This is a genomic window from Inquilinus ginsengisoli, from assembly GCF_050434925.1.
GTDB lineage: Bacteria > Pseudomonadota > Alphaproteobacteria > DSM-16000 > Inquilinaceae > Inquilinus > Inquilinus ginsengisoli_B.
Genome location: NZ_JBNDJK010000001.1, coordinates 3,211,900 through 3,230,479 on the forward strand (window position 1 = coordinate 3,211,900; position 18,580 = coordinate 3,230,479).

The window sequence follows — 18,580 nt, forward strand, 5'->3', positions numbered from 1 at the left end:
ACTGATCCGGCGGGCTGGCGGTGCCCTCGCGAACCCGCCTAGGCCTCGACCACCTTGCCCGGATTCATGATCCCGGCCGGGTCGATCGCGCGCTTGATCCGGCGCATCAGCTCGATCTCGACCGCCGGCTTGCGCTCGGCGATCTCGTCGCGCTTCAGCAGGCCGACGCCGTGCTCGGCGCTGATCGACCCGTCCAGGGTGGCGACGATGTCGTGCACGCGGTGGCTGATCTCCTCCCAGCGCGCCATGAAGGCGGCGCGGTCGGCGCCCACCGGCTGGTTCAGGTTGAAATGGATGTTGCCGTCGCCGAGATGGCCGAACCCCACCACCCGCACGCCGGGCACCATCGCCTCGGCCAGCGCCGTCGCCCGCTCCAGGAACTCCGGCACCTTCGCCACCGGCACGGCGATGTCGTGCTTGATCGCCCCACCCTCGAAGCGCTGGCCCTCGACGATCGCCTCGCGGATCCGCCAGAACGCCTTGCGCTGCGCCTCGCTCGACGCGATCGCGGCGTCCGTCACCAGCCCGGCTTCCAGCCCGCCGGCCAGGATCGCCTCCAACTGCTCGGCCAGCGGGGCATCGGCGGTGGAGGACGACAGCTCCAGTAGCACGTACCAGGGATGCGGTTCGGCCAGCGGGTCGACGACGCCGGTGACATGGCGCAGAGCGAAGTCGATCGCCAGTCGCGGCATCAGCTCGACCCCGGTGACCGATCCGCCGGCCTCGGCCCGGGCGCGGCCGAACAGGACGACCGCGGCGGCCGGGTCCGGCACCGCAACCAGCGCCGCCGCGACGCTGCGCGGCCGCGGGAACAGCTTCAGCACCGCGGCGGTGATCACGCCCAGCGTGCCCTCGGCGCCGATGAACAGCTGCTTCAGGTCGTAGCCGGTATTGTCCTTGCGCAGGGCGCGCAGGCCGTCCCAGACTTGGCCGTCGGGCAGCACCACCTCGAGGCCCAGCACCAGGTCGCGGGCGTTGCCGTAGCGCAGCACCGCGGTGCCGCCGGCATTGGTCGACAGGTTGCCGCCGATGCGGCAGCTGCCCTCGGCGCCCAGGCTCAGCGGGAACAGCCGGTCCGCCGCCTCCGCCGCCGCCTGCACCTGGGCCAGGATCACCCCGGCCTCGACCGTCATGTGGTCGCCCTCGGCATCGACCTCGCGGATCCGGTTCAGCCGGTCGGTGGCCAGCAGGATCTGCCCGGCCACGGCCACGGCGCCGCCGCACAGGCCGGTGTTGCCGCCCTGCGGCACCACGCCGACGCCGCGTTCGGCGCACAGCGTCACGACGGCCGCCACCTCGGCGGTCGAGGCCGGCCGCACCACGATGCCGGCCGTGCCCTGGTACTTGCTGCGCCACTCCTTCAGGTAGGGCGCCAGATCCGCCGCCTCGTGCAGCACGCCCTGCGGGCCGGTGATGGCGGTCAGGGCCTCCAGCAGCGCGGCGTCGGTCATGGGGTCGCTCCCTAGGGTCGTGGGGCCGCGGCGCGGCGCAGCCGGTCGTTGATCGCCGCGCCCAATCCGGTCTCCGGGATCGGCGCCACGGCGATGGTGCCGGCGCCGGTCTTGTCCAGCGCCCGCAGCATGGCGAACAGGTTGGCGGCGGCCTCGGCCAGGTCACCCTTGTCGCTGAGGTTCATCACCTTCGGCCCGCTGCGCAGGTCGGGGCCGAAGGTCAGCAGCACCTCGTCCAGCCCGATCGCGCCGGCGTTCAGCCGCACTTGCGCCCGCGGCGCATAGTGGCTGGCCAGCTGGCCGGGCGAGGCCGGCCGCTCCGGGTCCTTCTCCGGCAGGGCGATGGGGCCGAGCAGGGCGGTCAGCTCCTCGATCGTCACCCCGCCGGGGCGCAGCAGCACCGGCCGCTCGCCGGTCAGGTCCAGCACGGTCGATTCCAGGCCGACGGCGCAGCGCCCGCCGGCCACCACCAGCGACACCCGCCCGGACAGCCCGTCCAGCACGTGTTGCGGCGTGGTCGGGCTGACCGCGCCGGAGACATTGGCGCTGGGCGCCGCCACCGGCCGGCCGGCCGCGGCCAGCAGGCGCCGGGCCGCGGGATGCGCCGGCACCCGGATCGCCAGGCTGTCCAGCCCGGCCGAGGCCAGCAGCGACACGCGCGCGTTCTCGCGCCGCGGCAGCACCAGGGTCAGGGGGCCGGGCCACAGCGTCTCGGCGACCCGCTGGGCGCGCTCGTCGAACCGCACCAGATCCTCGGCCTGCCCGGCATCGGCCAGGTGGCAGATCAGCGGGTTGAAGCTGGGGCGCCGCTTGGCCTCGAAGATCGCGGCCACGGCGCGGTCATTGGTGGCGTCGCCGCCCAGGCCATACACCGTCTCGGTCGGGAAGGCGACCAACTGGCCCTCGCGCAGCAGCGCCGCGGCACGGGCGATGCCGGCAGGGCCGTCGTCGACGATCTCGGTCCGGATCGGGTCGTGGGTGCTCATGATCCGGTTCTATAACCCGATCCGCAGCCGGGGCGATATGCGCTGAGCGGCCATCTGCTGCCGCCGCGAGGCCGTTCTCCGGACATCTCATGTTGCGCTGCAACAGGAGCCGCGCGACACTTCCACGAAATGGAGGGTGCGAATGGCCGGCCGGACGATCACCGTGGCGCAGCAGAAGGGCGGGGCGGGCAAGACCACGCTGGTCGCGCATCTCGCCGCCGCCTTCATCCGCTCCGGCTTCACGGTCGCGACCGTCGACATCGACCCGCAGGGCAGCCTCAGCCGCTGGGTGGAGGCGCGCGGCGCCGACCCCGGTTTCACCCATCTGCGGATCACCGGCTGGCGGGTGCCGGCGGCGGTCGACCGCGCCCGGGCGACGCATGACCTGGTGCTGATCGACAGCCCGCCGCATGCCGCTTCCGACGCCCGCATCGCGGTGCGGGCGGCGCAGCTGGTGCTGGTGCCGATCCAGCCCAGCCCGATGGACCTGTGGGCGACGCAGCCGACTCTGGACCTGGCGGCGGAGGAGAAGGTGCCGGCCTGGATCGTGCTGAACCGGGTGCCGCCGCGCTCGAAGGTCGCCGACGCTCTGGAGGTCGAGATCGGCCGGCTCGGCATCCCGGTGCTGGCGGCCCGGATCGGCAACCGCACCGGCTTCGCCGCGGCGATGCTGTCCGGCCGCACCCTGGTCGAGACCGCGCCGGGCACGAAGGGGGCGGAGGAGATCTTGGCCCTGGCCGCGGCGCTGCGGCAATAAGCCAGACCAGCTCTTCGCGTAGCCTCTCCCGCTTGCCAGCCCGTGTGGAAACCCACTGGCGGGGGATTCTAGAGGCCGGTCCGGTGTGATCTACTGCTTCGACAAGACATTCGGAGTGGCGGTGATGGTTCATGTGACGGGGGAGTCGCGGTATCAGCGGTTGCTGATGGCACCGAGCCTGGACGAGATCGTCGCTGCCGAGCATCCGGTGCGGGTGATCGACGCGTTTGTGGCCACGCTGGACCTGAGGGATCTGAAGTTCGGCAAGGTGGAGGCGGAGAGCACGGGCAGGCCGCCGTACCATCCCGGCGATTTGTTGAAGCTGTACATCTACGGCTACCTCAATCAGATGCGGTCGAGCCGGCGGCTGGAGCGGGAATGCGTGCGCAACCTCGAAGTGCACTGGCTGGTCAACCGGATCACCCCCGCCTTCAAGACCATCGCCGACTTCCGCCGCGACCATGTCGCGGCCATCACCGGGGTGTGCCGCGCCTTCATGCAGTTCTGCCGCGGGCAATCGCTGTATGGCGGTGAACTGGTCGCCATCGACGGCAGCAAGATCGAGGCCGTGGCCAGCCGCAAGAAGGTGCTGACGCCGGCGCTGCTGGAGAAGCGGGCGGCGGCGCTGGACGCCAAGATCGCCGAGTATCTGGCGGCGATGGACGAAGCCGACCGCCAGGAGGCGGCGACGGAGGCCGGACCGACCGATGTGGCCCGGGCCCTGGCGGTGCTGCAGGCCAAGCGCGACACGGTCCAGGCCCAGGCCAAGGCCCTGGCCGGGGCAGGGCTCAGTCAGACCGTGACCAGCGAGCCCGACGCCCGCTTGATGAAGACCGCCCGCCATGGCCATCAAGTCGCCTACAACGCCCAGAGCGCGGTCGACGGCAAACACGGCCTGATCGCCGCCTTCGATCTGACCCGGGACTGCAACGATCAGACCCAGCTCCTGCCGATGGCCCAGGCGGCCAAGGAGAGCCTGGCGGTCGAGACCCTGACCGTGGTCGCCGACACCGGCTATTCCAACGGCACCCAGGGCCAAGCCTGCGCCGAGGCCGGCATCACCGCCGTGGTGCCGCGCCAGACGGTCGTCAATCCCAAGAACGCCGATCTGTTCTCCCGCGACGCCTTCACCTACGACCCGGCCCGCGACTGCTGGACCTGCCCGGCCGGCGAGATCCTCACCCTCGTCTCGGTCTCCCAACCCGAGCAGAAGAACACCTATGCCACTCCGGCCTGCGCCGCTTGTGCCATCAAGGTCCAATGCACCAGGGGCAAACGGCGCAAGGTCACCCGCCACTTCCATGAAGACGCCCGCGAGGCCATGCACCGCCGTGCCGTCGAGGATCCCGGCTGGATGCAGCGCCGCCGCGAACTCGTCGAACACCCCTTCGGCATCATCAAATGGATGATGGGCTATCCACGCTTCCTGCTCCGCGGCCGGCGCAAGGCCAAGGCCGAACTCGCCCTCATGGTTCTCGCCTTCAATCTCAAGCGAACCATCACCACCCGCGGCGTCCCACTCCTCCTCGCCGCCCTCCAACCCACTCCCGCCGGGCCATGACTGGCCCACTCGACCTAAATCTTCTGTCCCCTCTGACCCCTCAAGCAAATCCCCACACTTCTCACACGGGCTGTTGCGGGAGAGGTCGGGAATCCGCAGGACTTCCGGGTGAGGGTATGGCACCGCACTTCGGCCCAGAGCGATCGTGCCCGTCGGCTCCGCCGCGAGACGACGCTGGCCGAGGCTGTGCTGTGGCGGCGCCTGCGCAATCGCGCCCTTTGCGGCGCGAAGTTCCGGCGCCAGCACCCGATCGGCCCCTACACCGCCGATTTCTGCTGTGTCGAGGCCGCATTGATCGTCGAGGCGGATGGCAGCCAGCACGAACCTGGCCGCGATGCATTCCGCACCGCCTTTCTGGAAAAGGAGGGGTTCTTGGTGCTGCGATTCTGGAACGACGACGTGCTCACCAATCCTGAAGGCGTGCTCCAGCGGATCGAAGAAGCCCTCACCCGGAACCGCTGACGCGGTTCCGGCCTCTCCCGCAAGCGGGAGAGGCTACGCGTATCGTCTTGCATGAACCCATCATCTACCGGACTTGCCCCAACCGGCGTTTCCGGCGAGGCTGCGCGGCCCTCCGCCCGAAGACCCGAGACTGCCATGACCGCCGATCCCTTGGTCGCCTTCGCCGAAAGCCTCGCCGATGCCGCCCGTCCGGCGGCGATGCGCTGGTTCCGCACCGGGCTTGCGGTCGAGGACAAGGCCGATGACTCGCCGGTGACCATGGCCGACCGCTCGGTCGAGCAGCTGATGCGGCAGATGATCAATGGCCGCTATCCCGACCACGGCATCCTCGGCGAGGAGCATGGCCGCGAGGGCATCGACCGCGACCTGGTCTGGGTGCTGGATCCGATCGACGGCACCCGCGCCTTCATTGCCGGCGTGCCCCTGTTCGGCTCGCTGATCGCCCTGGTCGAGAAGGGCCGCCCGCGGGTCGGGGTGATCGAGATGCCGGCGCTGGGCGAGCGCTTCGTCGGCCATATCGGCCATCCGTCGCTGGCCGACGGCAAGCCCTGCCGCACCCGCGACTGCGGCGGCCTCGGTAACGCCATCCTCACCACCACCTCGCCGGAGGTGTTCTCGGGCGACTCCCTCAAAGCTTTCGAGCGGCTGGCCGGGGCGGTGAAGCACCGCCGCTACGGCCTCGACTGCTACGGCTATGCCCTGGTCGCGCTGGGCTGCATCGACCTGGTGATGGAGCGCGGCCTGCAGCCCTATGACTACATGTCGCTGGTGCCGGTGATCGAGGGCGCCGGCGGTGTCATCACCGACTGGCAGGGCCAGCCGCTCGGCCTCGACTCCTCGGGCGAAGTCCTGGCCGCCGCCACGCCGGCGCTGCACCGGGCGGCGCTGGACGTGATCGGACACGGCTGATGCCGAGCCTGTATTTCGCCGCGCCGCTGTTCTCCGCCGCCGAGCTGGTCTTCAACGCGGTGCTGGCGGAACGGATCGAGGCGCTGGGCTTCACCGTCTTCCTGCCGCAGCGCGACGGGGTCGAGAGCCGCCGCGAACCGTGGGCGTCGATGGCGCCGGAGCAGCGGCGCCGCGCGATCTTCGAGCTGGACCGCGACCAGGTCTTCGCCTGTGACGTGTTGCTGGTCGTGCTCGACGGCCGGGTGCCGGACGAGGGGGCGGCGCTGGAGCTCGGCATGGCCTATGCCCATCGCCAGCTGGCCAAGCCCGGGCGCCGGCTGGTCGGGCTGCACACCGATTCCCGCGCCGCCTTCCTCGGCGCCAAGCTGAACCCGATGCTGGCGATGCCGCTCGACGCCGTGTTCGACGACGCAGATGCGCTACTGGGCTATCTCGCCGGCATCCGCTGACCGCCTTTGACAGGCTGCCGGCACCGCGCCGGGCCTGGGCGTGACCCCGGACCCGGCGGTGATCGGCAACCCGGTCTTCGTGGTCGGGGAGGGGCCTCGCTCACCAGCCGTGGTAGTAGGGGTGATAGTAGTACGGGTGGTAGTAGACCGGGCGGGAATAGGCGGGATAGACGACGCAGCCGGCCAGAGTGGAGGCTGCGATCAGCGCCGCTCCGATCGTGAGCAGGCGGGTCGAGAGACGTGACATGGCGAACATCCTCTGCTGGCCTCCGCGCCCGTTCGGGCGCGGTGTCGATTCCACGCATTGGGAATGTTGGTCCGTCGTCAGTCTCTGTCAGCTTACGATAAGTTCATCGAAAGGACAATTTTGCGATGTGACCAAATGGCCATCATGGAATCTGTAGACAATGAATAATTCGAAAGACAGGAACGGTTTTGGCTTTTGATTGTTGTGGCGACTTTTTCGAATCGTCTGGCGCTGATCTGGGCAGAATTATGGCGACCAGCACTTGGCCGACTTCGGCGTCTCGAAGGCCGCTCGGCCCGGCATCGAACGCTCAATCGGCCGCAGCTCCCGACAGGACATAAGCGCTCGACGGATTGCCCTTGTCGGCTTTCGCGCCGTTCTTGCGGACCCACTGCCAGACCCGGTCGACCCAGCGCGAGAACGACGCATCGTTGTATCGCAGGGGTTCGGTGGCAGAGAAAGCTCTCGCCCAGTAGATGCGCCCCGGTCTCGTTCCTGCAGGATCCGACCTCGTGAACTCGAGGACAGGCGCGGTGCTGACATTCGAGATGTAGGCCCAGCCCACATGATCCGGATTGTGTGCCCTGGGGCCGACTTGTCCGAAGGTGGGATGCCAGGGGTAACTGCGATTCCAGATGTTGTAGCTCCAATGCCCCGTGCGTTCGGGATTGAAGCTCTCGACCCTCAGCGCCTGCTCGGTTGGAGCAAAATACTCGAATAGGGCGATGTTGCACGTCGACCGCAGGAAGGTCAGGAAATCATGTTCATCCTGGTCATTCATGACGATGGCGATCTGTCGGCCCAAGATAGGTCTCCCACGAAATCCAAGCGATCAGCTTTCGGCCGTCCTCGGCGTCTCGAACGCGACCAGCCGGCCGCCGGGTCCGGCCTCGGCCCAGCGCTTGACCGGCAACTCGATCACCGCGAGGCCGGCGGTCGGGTACTTCTCCGCCAGCCGGGTCAGCGCCGGCTTGTCGCCCGTCGTCGCCAGCCGGCGCGCCAGCTGCTCCAGGTCCGGGTTGTGGCCGACCAGCAGCACCGTGCTCGCCGCGTCCGGCGCCTGGCGCAGCCGGGCCAGCACCCCGGTGCCGCCGGCCAGATAGAGACCGCGGTCGAAGCGGGTCTCGGGGGCGGCGCCCAGCGCCTCGAGTGCCAGCGCCAGGGTCTGGCGGGCGCGGGTGGCGGTCGAGCACAGCACCAAGTCCGGCATCGGGCCGTGCGCTTTCAGCCAGGCGCCCATCTTCGGCGCGGCGTCGCGGCCGCGTTCCGCCAGCGGCCGGTCATGGTCGGCCAGTTCCGGGTCGGCCCAGTCGGATTTCGCATGCCGCAGCAGGATCAGGGTCTTCATCGTGCTTCCTCGCGGGCCTACCCTGCGCAACATCTGGCGCCGCGTCCAGCCACGAGGCACCATGCGGATGATGCGCCCGTTATGCCGGGCCGCGGGCCGAGGAGACGGACATGACCGACGGACTCTATTTCGCCAAGGGTGAGCGCGAGCACCGGCTGCTGCTCGGCCTCGGCAACCGCCACGGGCTGATCGCCGGCGCCACCGGCACCGGCAAGACCGTGTCGCTCAAGGTCCTGGCCGAAGGCTTCAGCCAGGCCGGCGTGCCGGTCTTCGTCGCCGATGTGAAGGGCGACATTGCCGGCATCAGCCAGCCGGGCGCGGCCAATCCGAAGATCGAGGAGCGCGCCCAGACGCTCGGCCTCGGCGCGCTGACGTATCAGGGCTACCCGACCGTGTTCTGGGACCTGTACGGCAAGCTGGGCACGCCGGTCCGCGCCACGGTGGCGGAGATGGGGCCGCTGCTGCTGTCCCGCCTGCTCCAGCTCAACGACACGCAGGAGGGCGTGCTCAACATCGCCTTCAAGGCGGCGGACGAGGAAGGGCTGCTGCTGCTCGACCTCAAGGACCTGCAGGCGCTGCTGGCCTTCATGGCCGAGAACGCGTCGAAGTTCACCGGCGTCTACGGCAACGTCTCCAAGGCCTCGGTCGGCAGCATCCAGCGCCAGCTGCTGGTGCTGGAGCAGCAGGGGGCGGAGGCCTTCTTCGGCGAGCCGGCGCTCGACCTCACCGATCTGATCCGCACCGGCACGGACGGGCGCGGCGTGATCAACGTGCTGGCCGCCGAGACGCTGATCCAGGCGCCCCGGCTCTACGCCACCTTCCTGCTCTGGCTGCTGTCCGAGCTGTTCGAGCGCCTGCCCGAGCTCGGCGACCCGGACAAGCCGAAGCTGGTGTTCTTCTTCGACGAGGCGCATCTGCTGTTCGACGACGCGCCGAAGGCGCTGGTCGAGAAGGTCGAACAGGTGGTGCGGCTGATCCGCTCCAAGGGCGTCGGCGTCTATTTCGTCACCCAGAACCCGATCGACGTGCCGGATAAGGTGCTGGCCCAGCTCGGCAACCGGGCGCAGCACGCGCTGCGCGCCTTCACGCCGCGCGACCAGAAGGCGCTGAAGGCCAGCGCCGACACCTTCCGCACCGAGGGCGGGCTCGACGTCGCCAGGGCGCTGCAGGAGCTGGCGGTGGGCGAGGCGCTGGTTTCCTTCCTCGACCCCAAGGGTATCCCAGAGGTGGTGGAGCGGGCGCTGGTCTGCCCGCCGGTCTCGCGCCTCGGCCCGATCACCGATGCCGAGCGCCAGGCAGCGATCGCCGCCGGCGGGATGGCCGCGAAATACGCCACCGCGATCGACCGCGACTCCGCCTATGAGAAGCTGAGCACCAAGGCGGCCGAGGCGCAGCGGCAGGCAACGTCCGTCGCCGAGGCCAAGGCCCAGGCGAAGGCCGAGGCCAAGGAAGGCCCCAGCATGGCGGAGTCGATCTTCCGAGACGTGATCCGCAATGCCGGCAGCTCGGTCGGAACCCAGCTGGGCCGCAGCCTGGGGCGCAGCGTCGGCGGTTCGGGCGCCAGCACGATCGGCGGCAGCATCGGCCGCGCCGTGGTCCGCGGTGTCCTGGGCTCGCTCTTCGGCGGCCGGCGCTGACGGGCCGTGCGGCCGGGGGCGTCGTGCCGTAGGGCAAGCCGCCCCTGTCCGTCACGGGCGCGACTGGGGTATGCTCCGGCCATGCAGGACAACGACGCCCTCTTCGACGCCTTGCGCCGCTCGGCCGACCCCGGCGTGGTCGATGCCCTTGCGGATCTCATCCGCAACGGCCGCGACGAGGAGCTGGCGCGGATCAACGCTGTGGGCGTCGCGGCCGACCGCGGCCTGGACGAGGAGCAGGTGATCGCGGCCCTGCTGCACGCCTCGCGGCTGGGCTTGTTCGAGATGTCCTGGAACATCCTGTGCCCCAGCTGCGGCGGCGTGCTCGGCGCCAACGCCACGCTGAAGAGTGTGCGGCAGCAGGATTACCATTGCGCCTTCTGCAGCCTGACCAGCGAGCCGACGCTGGACGACACGGTCGAGGTCAGCTTCACGGTCAGCCCCCGGATCCGCGGCATCGCCGCCCATGACCCCGACAGCCTCGGCTTCTGGGAGTATCACCGGCAGGTGTTCTACGGCTCCGGCCTGGCCTTCCCGGAGCCCGGCGCGTTAGACGAGCTCAGCGGCAAGGTCATGCTGGAGACCGTCGAGCTGCAGGCCGGCGAACGGATGATCCTGGCGCTGCAGATCCCGGCACAGCCCGTCGCCATCTTCGACCCCGTGACCCACGCCGCCCATCTGATCGATGTGGAGGGCGAGCCGACGGCGGAGCGCCGCGATCTGTCCCTGGTCTTCACCAGCGCCAATGCCGGCGTCGGCCGGTCGACCCTGTCTCCCGGTCCGCTCCGCCTCGTGCTGGACAATCGGACGGAGCGCCGGGTCCTGGTCGGCGTCTATGTGATGGGCCCGGAGATGTGCGTCCTGCTGGGCGGCCGCCGTCCGTTCCTGACCGCCAAGCGGCTGCTGACCAACCAGACCTTCCGCGACCTCTACCGGACGGAAACGCTCGACGTCGAACAGCGGCTCAAGATCATGAGCCTGACCTTCCTGTTCACGGACCTGAAGGGCTCGACCGACCTGTATGAGCGGGTCGGCGACCTCGTCGCCTACGACCTGGTGCGTTCCCACTTCCAGATCCTGAACGAGATCGTGGCGTCCGAATCCGGGGCCGTGGTCAAGACCATCGGCGATGCCGTGATGGCGACGTTCCCGACGCCGCACCGGGCCGTCTCGGCCGCGCTGCGCATGCGCGACTCCATGCGGCAGCTGAACGCGCGGCAGGGGGCGGAGGAACTGATCCTGAAGATCGGGATCCACGAGGGGCCGTGCCTCGCGGTGAACCTCAACGACCGCCAGGACTATTTCGGCCAGACCGTCAACATCGCATCGCGGGTGCAGGCGCTGGCCACCGAGGACAGCATCTTCGCCACCCAGGCGGTGCTCCAGGATGCGGAGTCAGTCCGGCAGCTCTCGTCGCGCGGGGTCGAGGCTCGGCCTCAGGCGCTGACGCTCCGGGGCGTCGCCGACCGCATGCCCGTCTTCGCGATGAGCTGACGCGGGGAAGGGGCGACGCCAGGCAGAAGCGGCGGGACCTGTCCGGCCGGTGACCGACTGTCACCAAACTGCAGTAGCTTCCGGGTACACGGGGGGTGAGCAGCAGGAGGCAGGCACATGACTGAGCTGAAAGACACCGAGACCCGCAGCTGGCTCGAGATCGAGCTCGAGGACGATATCGACGAGGAGCTCGAGCAGGCGGTCGACGACGCCCGCGTCCCGCCCGAGCTCCGCGCCCTGCTCGAGACGCGCAGGAAGAACACCATCGACCGCCGCATCTATTTCAACGAGCTGCTGCGCCTGCAGAGCGAGCTCGTGAAGCTGCAGGACTGGGTCCACTACAAGGGCCTCAAGATGGTGGTCCTGTTCGAGGGCCGCGACAGCGCCGGCAAGGGCGGCGCCATCAAGCGCATCACCCAGCGCGTCAACCCGCGCACCTGCCGGGTGGTGGCGCTGCCGGCCCCCTCCGATCGCGAGAAGACCCAGTGGTACTTCCAGCGTTATGTGCCGCACCTGCCGGCCGCCGGCGAGATCGTGCTGTTCGACCGCAGCTGGTACAACCGTGCCGGCGTCGAGCGCGTCATGGGCTTTGCCAGCGAAGGCCAGGTGGAGGACTTCTTCCGCGACGTGCCGGAGTTCGAGCGCATGCTGCTGCGCTCCGGCATCATCCTGGTGAAGTACTGGTTCTCCATCACCGACGAGGAGCAGCAGCTGCGCTTCCTGATGCGCATCCACGATCCGATCAAGCAGTGGAAGCTCTCGCCCATGGACCTGCAGTCCCGGGTGCGCTGGGAGCAGTACACCAAGGCCAAGGAGGCCATGTTCGAGCGCACCAGCATTCCCGAGGCGCCCTGGCACATCGTGGAAGGCAACGACAAGAAGCGGGCGCGCCTGAACTGCATCTCGCACCTGCTCTCGGCGGTCCCCTACGAGGAGGTGCCACACGAGGAGATCAACCTGCCGGAACGGGTGTTCGACCCCAACTACGAACGCCGCACGCTGCCGGCCGAACTCTACGTGCCTCAGCGCTACTGAGGACTGGAGCCGGGCGCGGTGACCCCCGCACCCGGAGCATGGCGCTTCTCGTCCGGGCTTGTGTATAGTGAGGCGAAATCGAGCCCGATAAGGGCTTGATATTACAGTTTTGTTGCGATGATGAAGGCTCGGAGGCGACCCGTGACCATGTTGCAGAACACCGCCGAGGCCATTGCCGCCGAGGCGCCGGAGGACGAGCGCGCACCCGCCCTTCCTGCGATCCCCGCGGATTCGCCCGACCGCTTCATCAATCGGGAGTTGTCCTGGCTGGCCTTCAACCAGCGCGTCCTGGAGGAGGCCTACAACACCCGCTACCCGCTGTTGGAGCGGCTGCGCTTCCTGTCGATCTCGGCCTCGAACCTGGACGAGTTCTACATGGTCCGCGTCGCCGGGCTGAAGGCGCAGGTGGCGCTCGGCGTCGCCTCGCCGAGCCAGGACGGGCTCAGCCCGGCGCAGCAGCTTGGCGAGATCACCACCCGGGTGCAGGAGCTGATGCGCGACCAGCAGCATTGCTGGCGCGTCCTGAGCGAGGAGCTGCGCGCCGCCGGCATTGCCGTGGTCGGGCCGGACGAGCTGACCAAGCCGGAGAAGGCCTGGCTGGAGGAGCGGTTCCTCAACGAGATGTTCCCGGTGCTGACGCCGCTCGCCATCGACCCGGCCCATCCCTTCCCCTTCATCCCCAATCTCGGCCTGTGCCTGGCCCTGACCCTGGTCAACGCCGGGGAGGAAACGCAGGACGAGATGGATGCGATCGTGCCGCTGCCGCCGCAGCTCGACCGCTTCACCCGCCTGCCCGGATCGCCGATCCGCTTCGTGCTGCTCGAGGACGTGGTCAAGCTGTTCCTCGATCGGCTCTTCCCCGGCTATACGCCGATCGCCAGCGGCGTGTTCCGGGTGATCCGCGACAGCGAGATGGAGATCGACGAGGAAGCGGAGGATCTGGTCAAGACCTTCGAGAGCGCGCTGAAGCGCCGGCGCAAGGGCATCGTCATCCGCCTCGCCGTCTCCGCCGACGTACCGGAATCGCTGCGCCGCTTCGTCTGCGAGAAGCTGAAGGTGAAGGACGACGACGTCTTCGCCATGGACCGGCTGCTCGGCCTCAGCGACACCAGGAAGCTGATCGTCGACGAACGGCCGGAGCTGCTGTTCCCGCCCTACAACGCCCGGTTCCCGGAGCGGGTGCGCGATTTCGGCGGCGACAGCTTCGCGTCGATCCGGGCCAAGGACATCGTCGTCCACCACCCCTATGAGAGCTTCGACATCGTCGTGCAGTTCCTGCGCCAGGCGGCGCGTGACCCCGATGTCGTGGCGATCAAGCAGACGCTGTACCGGACCTCGAAGGACTCGCCGATCGTCCAGGCCCTGGTCGAGGCGGCGGAGGCCGGCAAGTCGGTCACCGCGATGGTCGAGCTGAAGGCCCGCTTCGACGAGGAGGCCAACATCCGATGGGCCCGCGACCTGGAGCGGGCGGGCGCCCAGGTGGTGTACGGCATCATCCACCTGAAGACCCACGCCAAGATCTCGATGGTGGTGCGGCGCGAGCAGGGCGGCCTGCGCACCTACACCCATTTCGGAACCGGCAACTACCACCCGATCACCGCCAAGATCTACACCGATCTCAGCTTCTTCACCTGCGATCCTGGCCTCGGCCACGACGCGGCGGCGGTGTTCAACTACATGACCGGCTACGCCAGGCCGGCGAAGCTGGAGAAGCTGTCGATCGCGCCGCTGTTCCTGCGCAGCCGGATCATGGAGTCGATCGAGGCCGAGATCGACAATGCCAAGGCCGGCAAGCCGGCCCAGATCTGGGTCAAGCTGAACGCGCTGGTCGATGCCACCATCATCGACAAGCTCTATCAGGCCTCCCAGGCCGGGGTCGAGATCGACCTGGTGATCCGCGGCATCTGCTGCCTTCGCCCGGGTGTGCCCGGCCTGTCCGAGAACATCCGGGTGCATTCGATCGTCGGCCGCTTCCTCGAGCACGCCCGTATCCTGTGCTTCGGCAACGGCCAGAAGCTGCCGTCGCGCCAGGCCAAGGTGTACCTGTCCTCGGCCGACTGGATGCCGCGCAACCTCGACGGCCGGATCGAGAGCCTGGTGCCGCTCGAGAACGCCACCGTCCGCCAGCAGGTGATGGAGCAGATCATGCTGGCGAATCTGAAGGACGAATCGAATACCTGGATGCTCGACCCCGATGGCCGCTATCATCGGATCGACGCGCCGGAGGATGCCTTCAGCGCACACATGTACTTCATGACCAACCCCAGCCTGTCCGGCCGGGGCAGCGCTCTGAAGGATGCGAAACGGGCCCCGCGCCGCCTGGCCAAGCCCGCGGAATAAGGATTCGAGATTAGGTGTTCCGTATCGGACCGATCGTTCCGTCCCGGCCGGGGCGGGTGGGCGTCATCGACATCGGCTCGAACTCGATCCGTCTCGTCGTCTATGACCGGGTGACCCGGTCGCCCGTCCCAGTGTTCAACGAGAAGGTGATGTGCGGGCTCGGCCGCGGCCTGGGCCAGGCCGGCCGCCTGTCGCCCGAGGGCGTGGTCCAGGCGCTCGACAACCTCTCGCGCTTCACCCGGCTGCTGGAAGGCATGGGGGTCGACCGGGTCGACGTGCTGGCCACCGCGGCGGTGCGCGAGGCCGAGGACGGCGCCGACTTCGTCGCCGAGGTCGAGCGTCGCTGCGGCCTGCCGGTCACGGTGATCAGCGGGGTGGAGGAGGCGCGGCTGTCCGCCCTGGGCGTGATCTCCGGCATCCGCGACGTCGACGGCGTGATGGGCGATCTCGGCGGCGGCTCGCTCGAGCTGGTCGGGCTCGACCGCGGCGAGATCGACGAGCAGGTGACCCTGCCGCTCGGCCCGTTCCGGCTGATGGACGAGACCGGCGCGCGCAAGGAGGCGCGCAGCGTCGTGCTCGACACGCTGGGCCAGCAGGATTGGCTGCCGGCCTATGCCGGCCGCAGCTTCTACCCGGTCGGCGGCGCCTGGCGCGCCATCGCCAAGCTGTTCATGGAGCGGGTGAACCATCCGCTGCACATCATCCACCAGTACACGGTGCCGACCGGCGCTCTGGCCGAGTTCGTCGGCCTGGTGGCGAAGCAGAGCAAGGGGGCGCTGTCCGGCGCCTCGATCTCGCGCCGCCGGGTCGAGATGCTGCCGATGGCGGCGCTGGTGCTGGAAGGCGTGCTGAAGACGCTGAAGCCGGCGCGGGTGGTGTTCTCGGCCCTCGGTCTGCGCGAAGGCCATCTCTACGACCTGCTGTCGCCGGAGGACCAGGCGCGCGACCCGCTGATCTTCGCCGCCGCCGAGCTGGCGCACCGGCTCGACCGCTTCGGCCATGCCGAGGTGGTGGCGGAATGGACCCGCTCGGTGTTCCCGGACGAGACCGCGGACGATGCGCGGCTGCGCCAGGCGGCTAGCCTGCTCTCCGATATCGGCTGGTTCGAGCATCCCGACTACCGGGCCGAGCATGCCTGGCTGCGGGTGCTGCGCATGCCGGTCGCCGGGCTCGACCATGCCGAGCGGGTGTTCCTGGCGGCGGCCGTGTATGTCCGCTACGGCGGCACGCTGGGCGACGCGCTGACCGGTCCGGTGCTGGAGCTTCTGACCGAGGCGATGCGCAGCCGTGTGCTGTTGCTCGGCCAGGCCCTGCGCCTGGCCCAGACCCTGACCGGCGGCGCCACCTCGCTGCTCGAGCGCACCAGCCTCTCGGTGTCGGGTGAGGCGGTGGTGCTGACTCTGCCGGCCGACGAAGAGGCGCTGACCGGCCTCGCCGTCGACCGCCGGCTCGATGCCGTTGCCAAGGCCCTGGGCAAGCCGGGCCGGGTGGTGATCGAGGAAACGCGGCGGGCGGCGGGGTAGGGGCCGCTCAGGCCGCCACCACTTCGAAGGGCCGGTCATGCGTCAGCGTCGGCAGGGCCGCGCGGGCGGCGCGGACCCGGTCAAGGTCGAGATCGGCGATGATCGCCCCGATCTCGGTCCCGGCATCGGCCAGCACCTCGCCCCAGGGCGACACGATCAGCGAATGGCCCCAGGTGCGGCGGCCCAGGTGATGCGTGCCGGTCTGGGCCGGGGCCAGGACGAAGCAGCCGGTCTCGATCGCCCGGGCCCGGAGCAGCACCTCCCAATGCGCGGCTCCGGTGGCGCAGGCGAAGGCGGACGGCACCGCCAGGATCTCCGCCCCCGCCTTGGCCAGGGCGCGGTGCAGCTGCGGGAAGCGCAGGTCGTAACAGATGGTCAGCCCCAGCCGGCCGCCGCCCGGCAGCCGCGCCACCACTGCGGTGCCGCCGGGCGCGAACTGCGCGCTCTCGCGATGCACCTCGCCGTCCGGCAGGTCGGCATCGTAGAGGTGGATCTTGTCGTAGCGCGCCAGCACCGCGCCGTCGGGGCCGAGCAGGTAGGAGCGGTTGGCGAAGCGCGGCCCCTCGGTGCGCACGACGGCGGAGCCGAGCAGCAGCGCCGTCCCGGTCTCCCGCGCCAAAGCGCGGTAGCCGGCCAGGGCCTCGTGCTGCTCCTCCGGCTGCGCCCGCTGCTGCAGCAGCGCCGGATCCTCGATGATCGCATCCGCCACCTCCGGCAGTGCGATCAGCGTCGCCCCGCGCGCCGCGGCGTCGCGGATCAGGACGCCGGCGGCAGCCAGGTTGGGGCCGACCTCCGGGCCCACGTTCAACTGGATGCAAGCGGCGCGGATCACGGTCACTTCGTCACCGAGACGTTCCAGTAGCGCGGCGCGTCGGCCGGCCACACCTTGAAGCCCTGGATCCGCTTGGCCACGGCGTAGTCCGAGGCGTGCAGGTACAGGCTGGCGGCCGGCGCCTCCTCGGTGAACAGCCGGCCGATCTGGTCCAGCACGGCCTGCATCTGCGCCCGATCGGTGGTGGCGTTGGCCTGGGCCAGCAGGTCGATGGCGCGCGGGTCCTTCCAGATCTTGCGCGGCTGCGGCCCGATGATCCTCTCCCACTGGCCCAGCGGGTCGAGCCGCGGCGAGTAGGAGAAGGACTGGGTCTGGAACTTGCCGGTCTGGTAGGCGTCCAGCTGGGCGGTCCATTCCAGCACCTCGAGCTCGACGTTCAGCCCGACGCTGCGCAGCATGTCCTGCATCAGCACGCCGCAGTCATACATCTCGGCATAGCGCTTGTTCGCGGTCATGACGATGCGCTGGCCCTTGTAGCCGGCCTCGGCCAGCAGGGCCTTGGCTCGCTCCGGATCGTAGGGCAGGGCGTCGGTCTGGGCCTGGGAGTGGTAGGGGCTGAACTCCGGCACCGGCGTCGCCGAGAATTTGGAGCCGCCGAAGGTGACGGCCTCGGCGATGGCGGCGCGGTCCAGCGCCATCACGATCGCCTGCCGTACCCGCTTGTCCTGCAGGATCGGGTCCTCGGAATGCAGGATCAGCGCCTCCCAGCCCGGGGTGATGCTGGACTCGACCGCGAAGGCCGGATTGTCCTGGATCTGGATCCGGTCCTGCGATTCCAGCGGCGCCGTGTCCAGCGCGCCGGCCTGCAGCGCCGTCAGCTTCGCCGCCGAATCCGGCATGATGTTGAAGCGGACCTTGTCGACGAATACCTCCTTGCGGCCGACATAGCCGCTCATGGCATCGTCGCGCGGGGTGTAGCCGTCGAACCGGCTCAGCTCGATGTATTGGCCCGGCCGCCAGTCCGAGAGAATGAACGGGCCGGTGCCGACCGGCTTGTCCCAGCTGCCGTCCGGCTTGACCGAGGACGGGTGCAGCACCGGCGTGCCGCCGCAATCCATCCGCGCCAGATTATACATGAACCCGGCGCTCGGCCGGTCCAGCACATAGACCACGGTGTCCGGATCCGGCATCGTCACGCTCTCGACCTTCAGCCCGTTGTCGCCGGTGTAGACGTCGCGGCAGCGCCATTTGGTGGCCGGGTCCATCAGCCGGTCCCAGGACCATTTGACCTCGGCCGAGGTCATGGTGGCGCCGTTCTGGAACTTCACCCCGCGGCGCAGATGGAAGGTGTAGGTCTTGCCGTCGTCCGACACGTCCCAGCGGTCGGCCAGCATCGGCCCGACCTCCAGGTCCTCGCGGAACCCGACCAGCCCTTCGACGATGTGCTGGTGCACGATGTCGGTGGCGCCGTCGCGGTCGACGCCCGGGTTGGTGCTGCGGATATCGGCCGACAGCACGGTGCTGATGGTGCCGCCGCGCGGCGTCTCGGCCGCGGCGGGGAGGGCCGCCAGGACCGCCGCCGTGGCCAGAAGCATGAGCCGGTTCATTC

At 69.4% G+C, this 18,580-nt stretch carries 17 protein-coding genes; 10 read left to right on the forward strand and 7 right to left on the reverse strand.

The genetic code is table 11. The features are described from left to right. Positions 1-38: 38 nt before the first annotated feature. The gene (locus QFZ27_RS15290; protein ID WP_429227234.1) at positions 39-1,451 is read right to left on the reverse strand and encodes an FAD-binding oxidoreductase; all 1,413 of its coding nucleotides are present in this window, start codon (positions 1,449-1,451) and stop codon (positions 39-41) included. An 11-nt stretch (positions 1,452-1,462) separates the two neighbouring features. Beyond that, complete coding sequence (locus QFZ27_RS15295; RefSeq protein WP_429227235.1) at positions 1,463-2,437, reverse strand: L-threonylcarbamoyladenylate synthase; 975 nt, start codon at positions 2,435-2,437, stop codon at positions 1,463-1,465. 142 nt (positions 2,438-2,579) lie between these two features. Between QFZ27_RS15295 and parA the strand changes: the two genes are divergently transcribed. From parA to QFZ27_RS15320, 5 genes are all read left to right on the forward strand, one after another. Next, the gene (gene parA / locus QFZ27_RS15300; RefSeq protein WP_429227236.1) at positions 2,580-3,194 is read left to right on the forward strand and encodes a ParA family partition ATPase; all 615 of its coding nucleotides are present in this window, start codon (positions 2,580-2,582) and stop codon (positions 3,192-3,194) included. A gap of 124 nt (positions 3,195-3,318) precedes the next feature. Then, positions 3,319-4,755, forward strand: coding sequence for an IS1182 family transposase (locus tag QFZ27_RS15305; RefSeq protein ID WP_429224230.1), 1,437 nt, complete (start codon positions 3,319-3,321; stop codon positions 4,753-4,755). 108 nt (positions 4,756-4,863) lie between these two features. After that, a complete protein-coding gene (locus QFZ27_RS15310) occupies positions 4,864-5,217 on the forward strand; it encodes an endonuclease domain-containing protein (protein ID WP_429227237.1) in 354 nt (117 codons plus the stop codon). Between the two features lie 135 nt (positions 5,218-5,352). Continuing rightward, positions 5,353-6,126: a histidinol-phosphatase gene (hisN, locus tag QFZ27_RS15315; RefSeq protein WP_429227238.1), complete on the forward strand. Its 774-nt coding sequence runs from the start codon at positions 5,353-5,355 to the stop codon at positions 6,124-6,126. Further along, entirely contained in the window at positions 6,126-6,575 is a 450-nt protein-coding gene (locus QFZ27_RS15320) for a nucleoside 2-deoxyribosyltransferase (protein WP_429227239.1), read from the forward strand. The genes hisN and QFZ27_RS15320 overlap by 1 nt, the downstream gene beginning before the upstream one ends. A gap of 100 nt (positions 6,576-6,675) precedes the next feature. Here the strand turns inward: QFZ27_RS15320 and QFZ27_RS15325 are convergent, their stop codons facing one another. The 3 genes from QFZ27_RS15325 to QFZ27_RS15335 all read right to left on the reverse strand — a co-directional run bounded on the left by QFZ27_RS15325 (position 6,676) and on the right by QFZ27_RS15335 (position 8,170). After that, positions 6,676-6,822: a hypothetical protein gene (locus QFZ27_RS15325; RefSeq protein ID WP_429227240.1), complete on the reverse strand. Its 147-nt coding sequence runs from the start codon at positions 6,820-6,822 to the stop codon at positions 6,676-6,678. Between the two features lie 310 nt (positions 6,823-7,132). Continuing rightward, complete coding sequence (locus QFZ27_RS15330; RefSeq protein WP_429227241.1) at positions 7,133-7,627, reverse strand: hypothetical protein; 495 nt, start codon at positions 7,625-7,627, stop codon at positions 7,133-7,135. Positions 7,628-7,654: 27 nt separating this feature from the next. Next, positions 7,655-8,170, reverse strand: coding sequence for a SixA phosphatase family protein (locus QFZ27_RS15335; RefSeq protein WP_429227242.1), 516 nt, complete (start codon positions 8,168-8,170; stop codon positions 7,655-7,657). Positions 8,171-8,280: 110 nt separating this feature from the next. On the opposite strand from QFZ27_RS15335, the gene QFZ27_RS15340 reads away from it, so the two are divergent. From QFZ27_RS15340 to QFZ27_RS15360, 5 genes are all read left to right on the forward strand, one after another. Further along, the gene (locus tag QFZ27_RS15340; RefSeq protein WP_429227243.1) at positions 8,281-9,807 is read left to right on the forward strand and encodes a helicase HerA-like domain-containing protein; all 1,527 of its coding nucleotides are present in this window, start codon (positions 8,281-8,283) and stop codon (positions 9,805-9,807) included. 81 nt (positions 9,808-9,888) lie between these two features. Further along, the gene (locus QFZ27_RS15345; protein ID WP_429227244.1) at positions 9,889-11,301 is read left to right on the forward strand and encodes an adenylate/guanylate cyclase domain-containing protein; all 1,413 of its coding nucleotides are present in this window, start codon (positions 9,889-9,891) and stop codon (positions 11,299-11,301) included. A gap of 117 nt (positions 11,302-11,418) precedes the next feature. Next, positions 11,419-12,336 (forward strand): polyphosphate kinase 2, encoded by a 918-nt coding sequence (gene ppk2 / locus QFZ27_RS15350; RefSeq protein ID WP_429227245.1) that lies wholly within the window; start codon positions 11,419-11,421, stop codon positions 12,334-12,336. Positions 12,337-12,483: 147 nt separating this feature from the next. Then, positions 12,484-14,676: an RNA degradosome polyphosphate kinase gene (locus QFZ27_RS15355; protein ID WP_429232459.1), complete on the forward strand. Its 2,193-nt coding sequence runs from the start codon at positions 12,484-12,486 to the stop codon at positions 14,674-14,676. 14 nt (positions 14,677-14,690) lie between these two features. Then, positions 14,691-16,199: a Ppx/GppA phosphatase family protein gene (locus QFZ27_RS15360; protein WP_429227246.1), complete on the forward strand. Its 1,509-nt coding sequence runs from the start codon at positions 14,691-14,693 to the stop codon at positions 16,197-16,199. A gap of 7 nt (positions 16,200-16,206) precedes the next feature. On the opposite strand, the gene QFZ27_RS15365 is transcribed toward QFZ27_RS15360, so the two are convergent. Both QFZ27_RS15365 and QFZ27_RS15370 read right to left on the reverse strand, forming a co-directional pair. Continuing rightward, positions 16,207-17,031: a carbon-nitrogen hydrolase family protein gene (locus QFZ27_RS15365; RefSeq protein WP_429227247.1), complete on the reverse strand. Its 825-nt coding sequence runs from the start codon at positions 17,029-17,031 to the stop codon at positions 16,207-16,209. Positions 17,032-17,033: 2 nt separating this feature from the next. Continuing rightward, entirely contained in the window at positions 17,034-18,578 is a 1,545-nt protein-coding gene (locus QFZ27_RS15370) for an ABC transporter substrate-binding protein (protein WP_429227248.1), read from the reverse strand. Positions 18,579-18,580 lie beyond the last annotated feature (2 nt).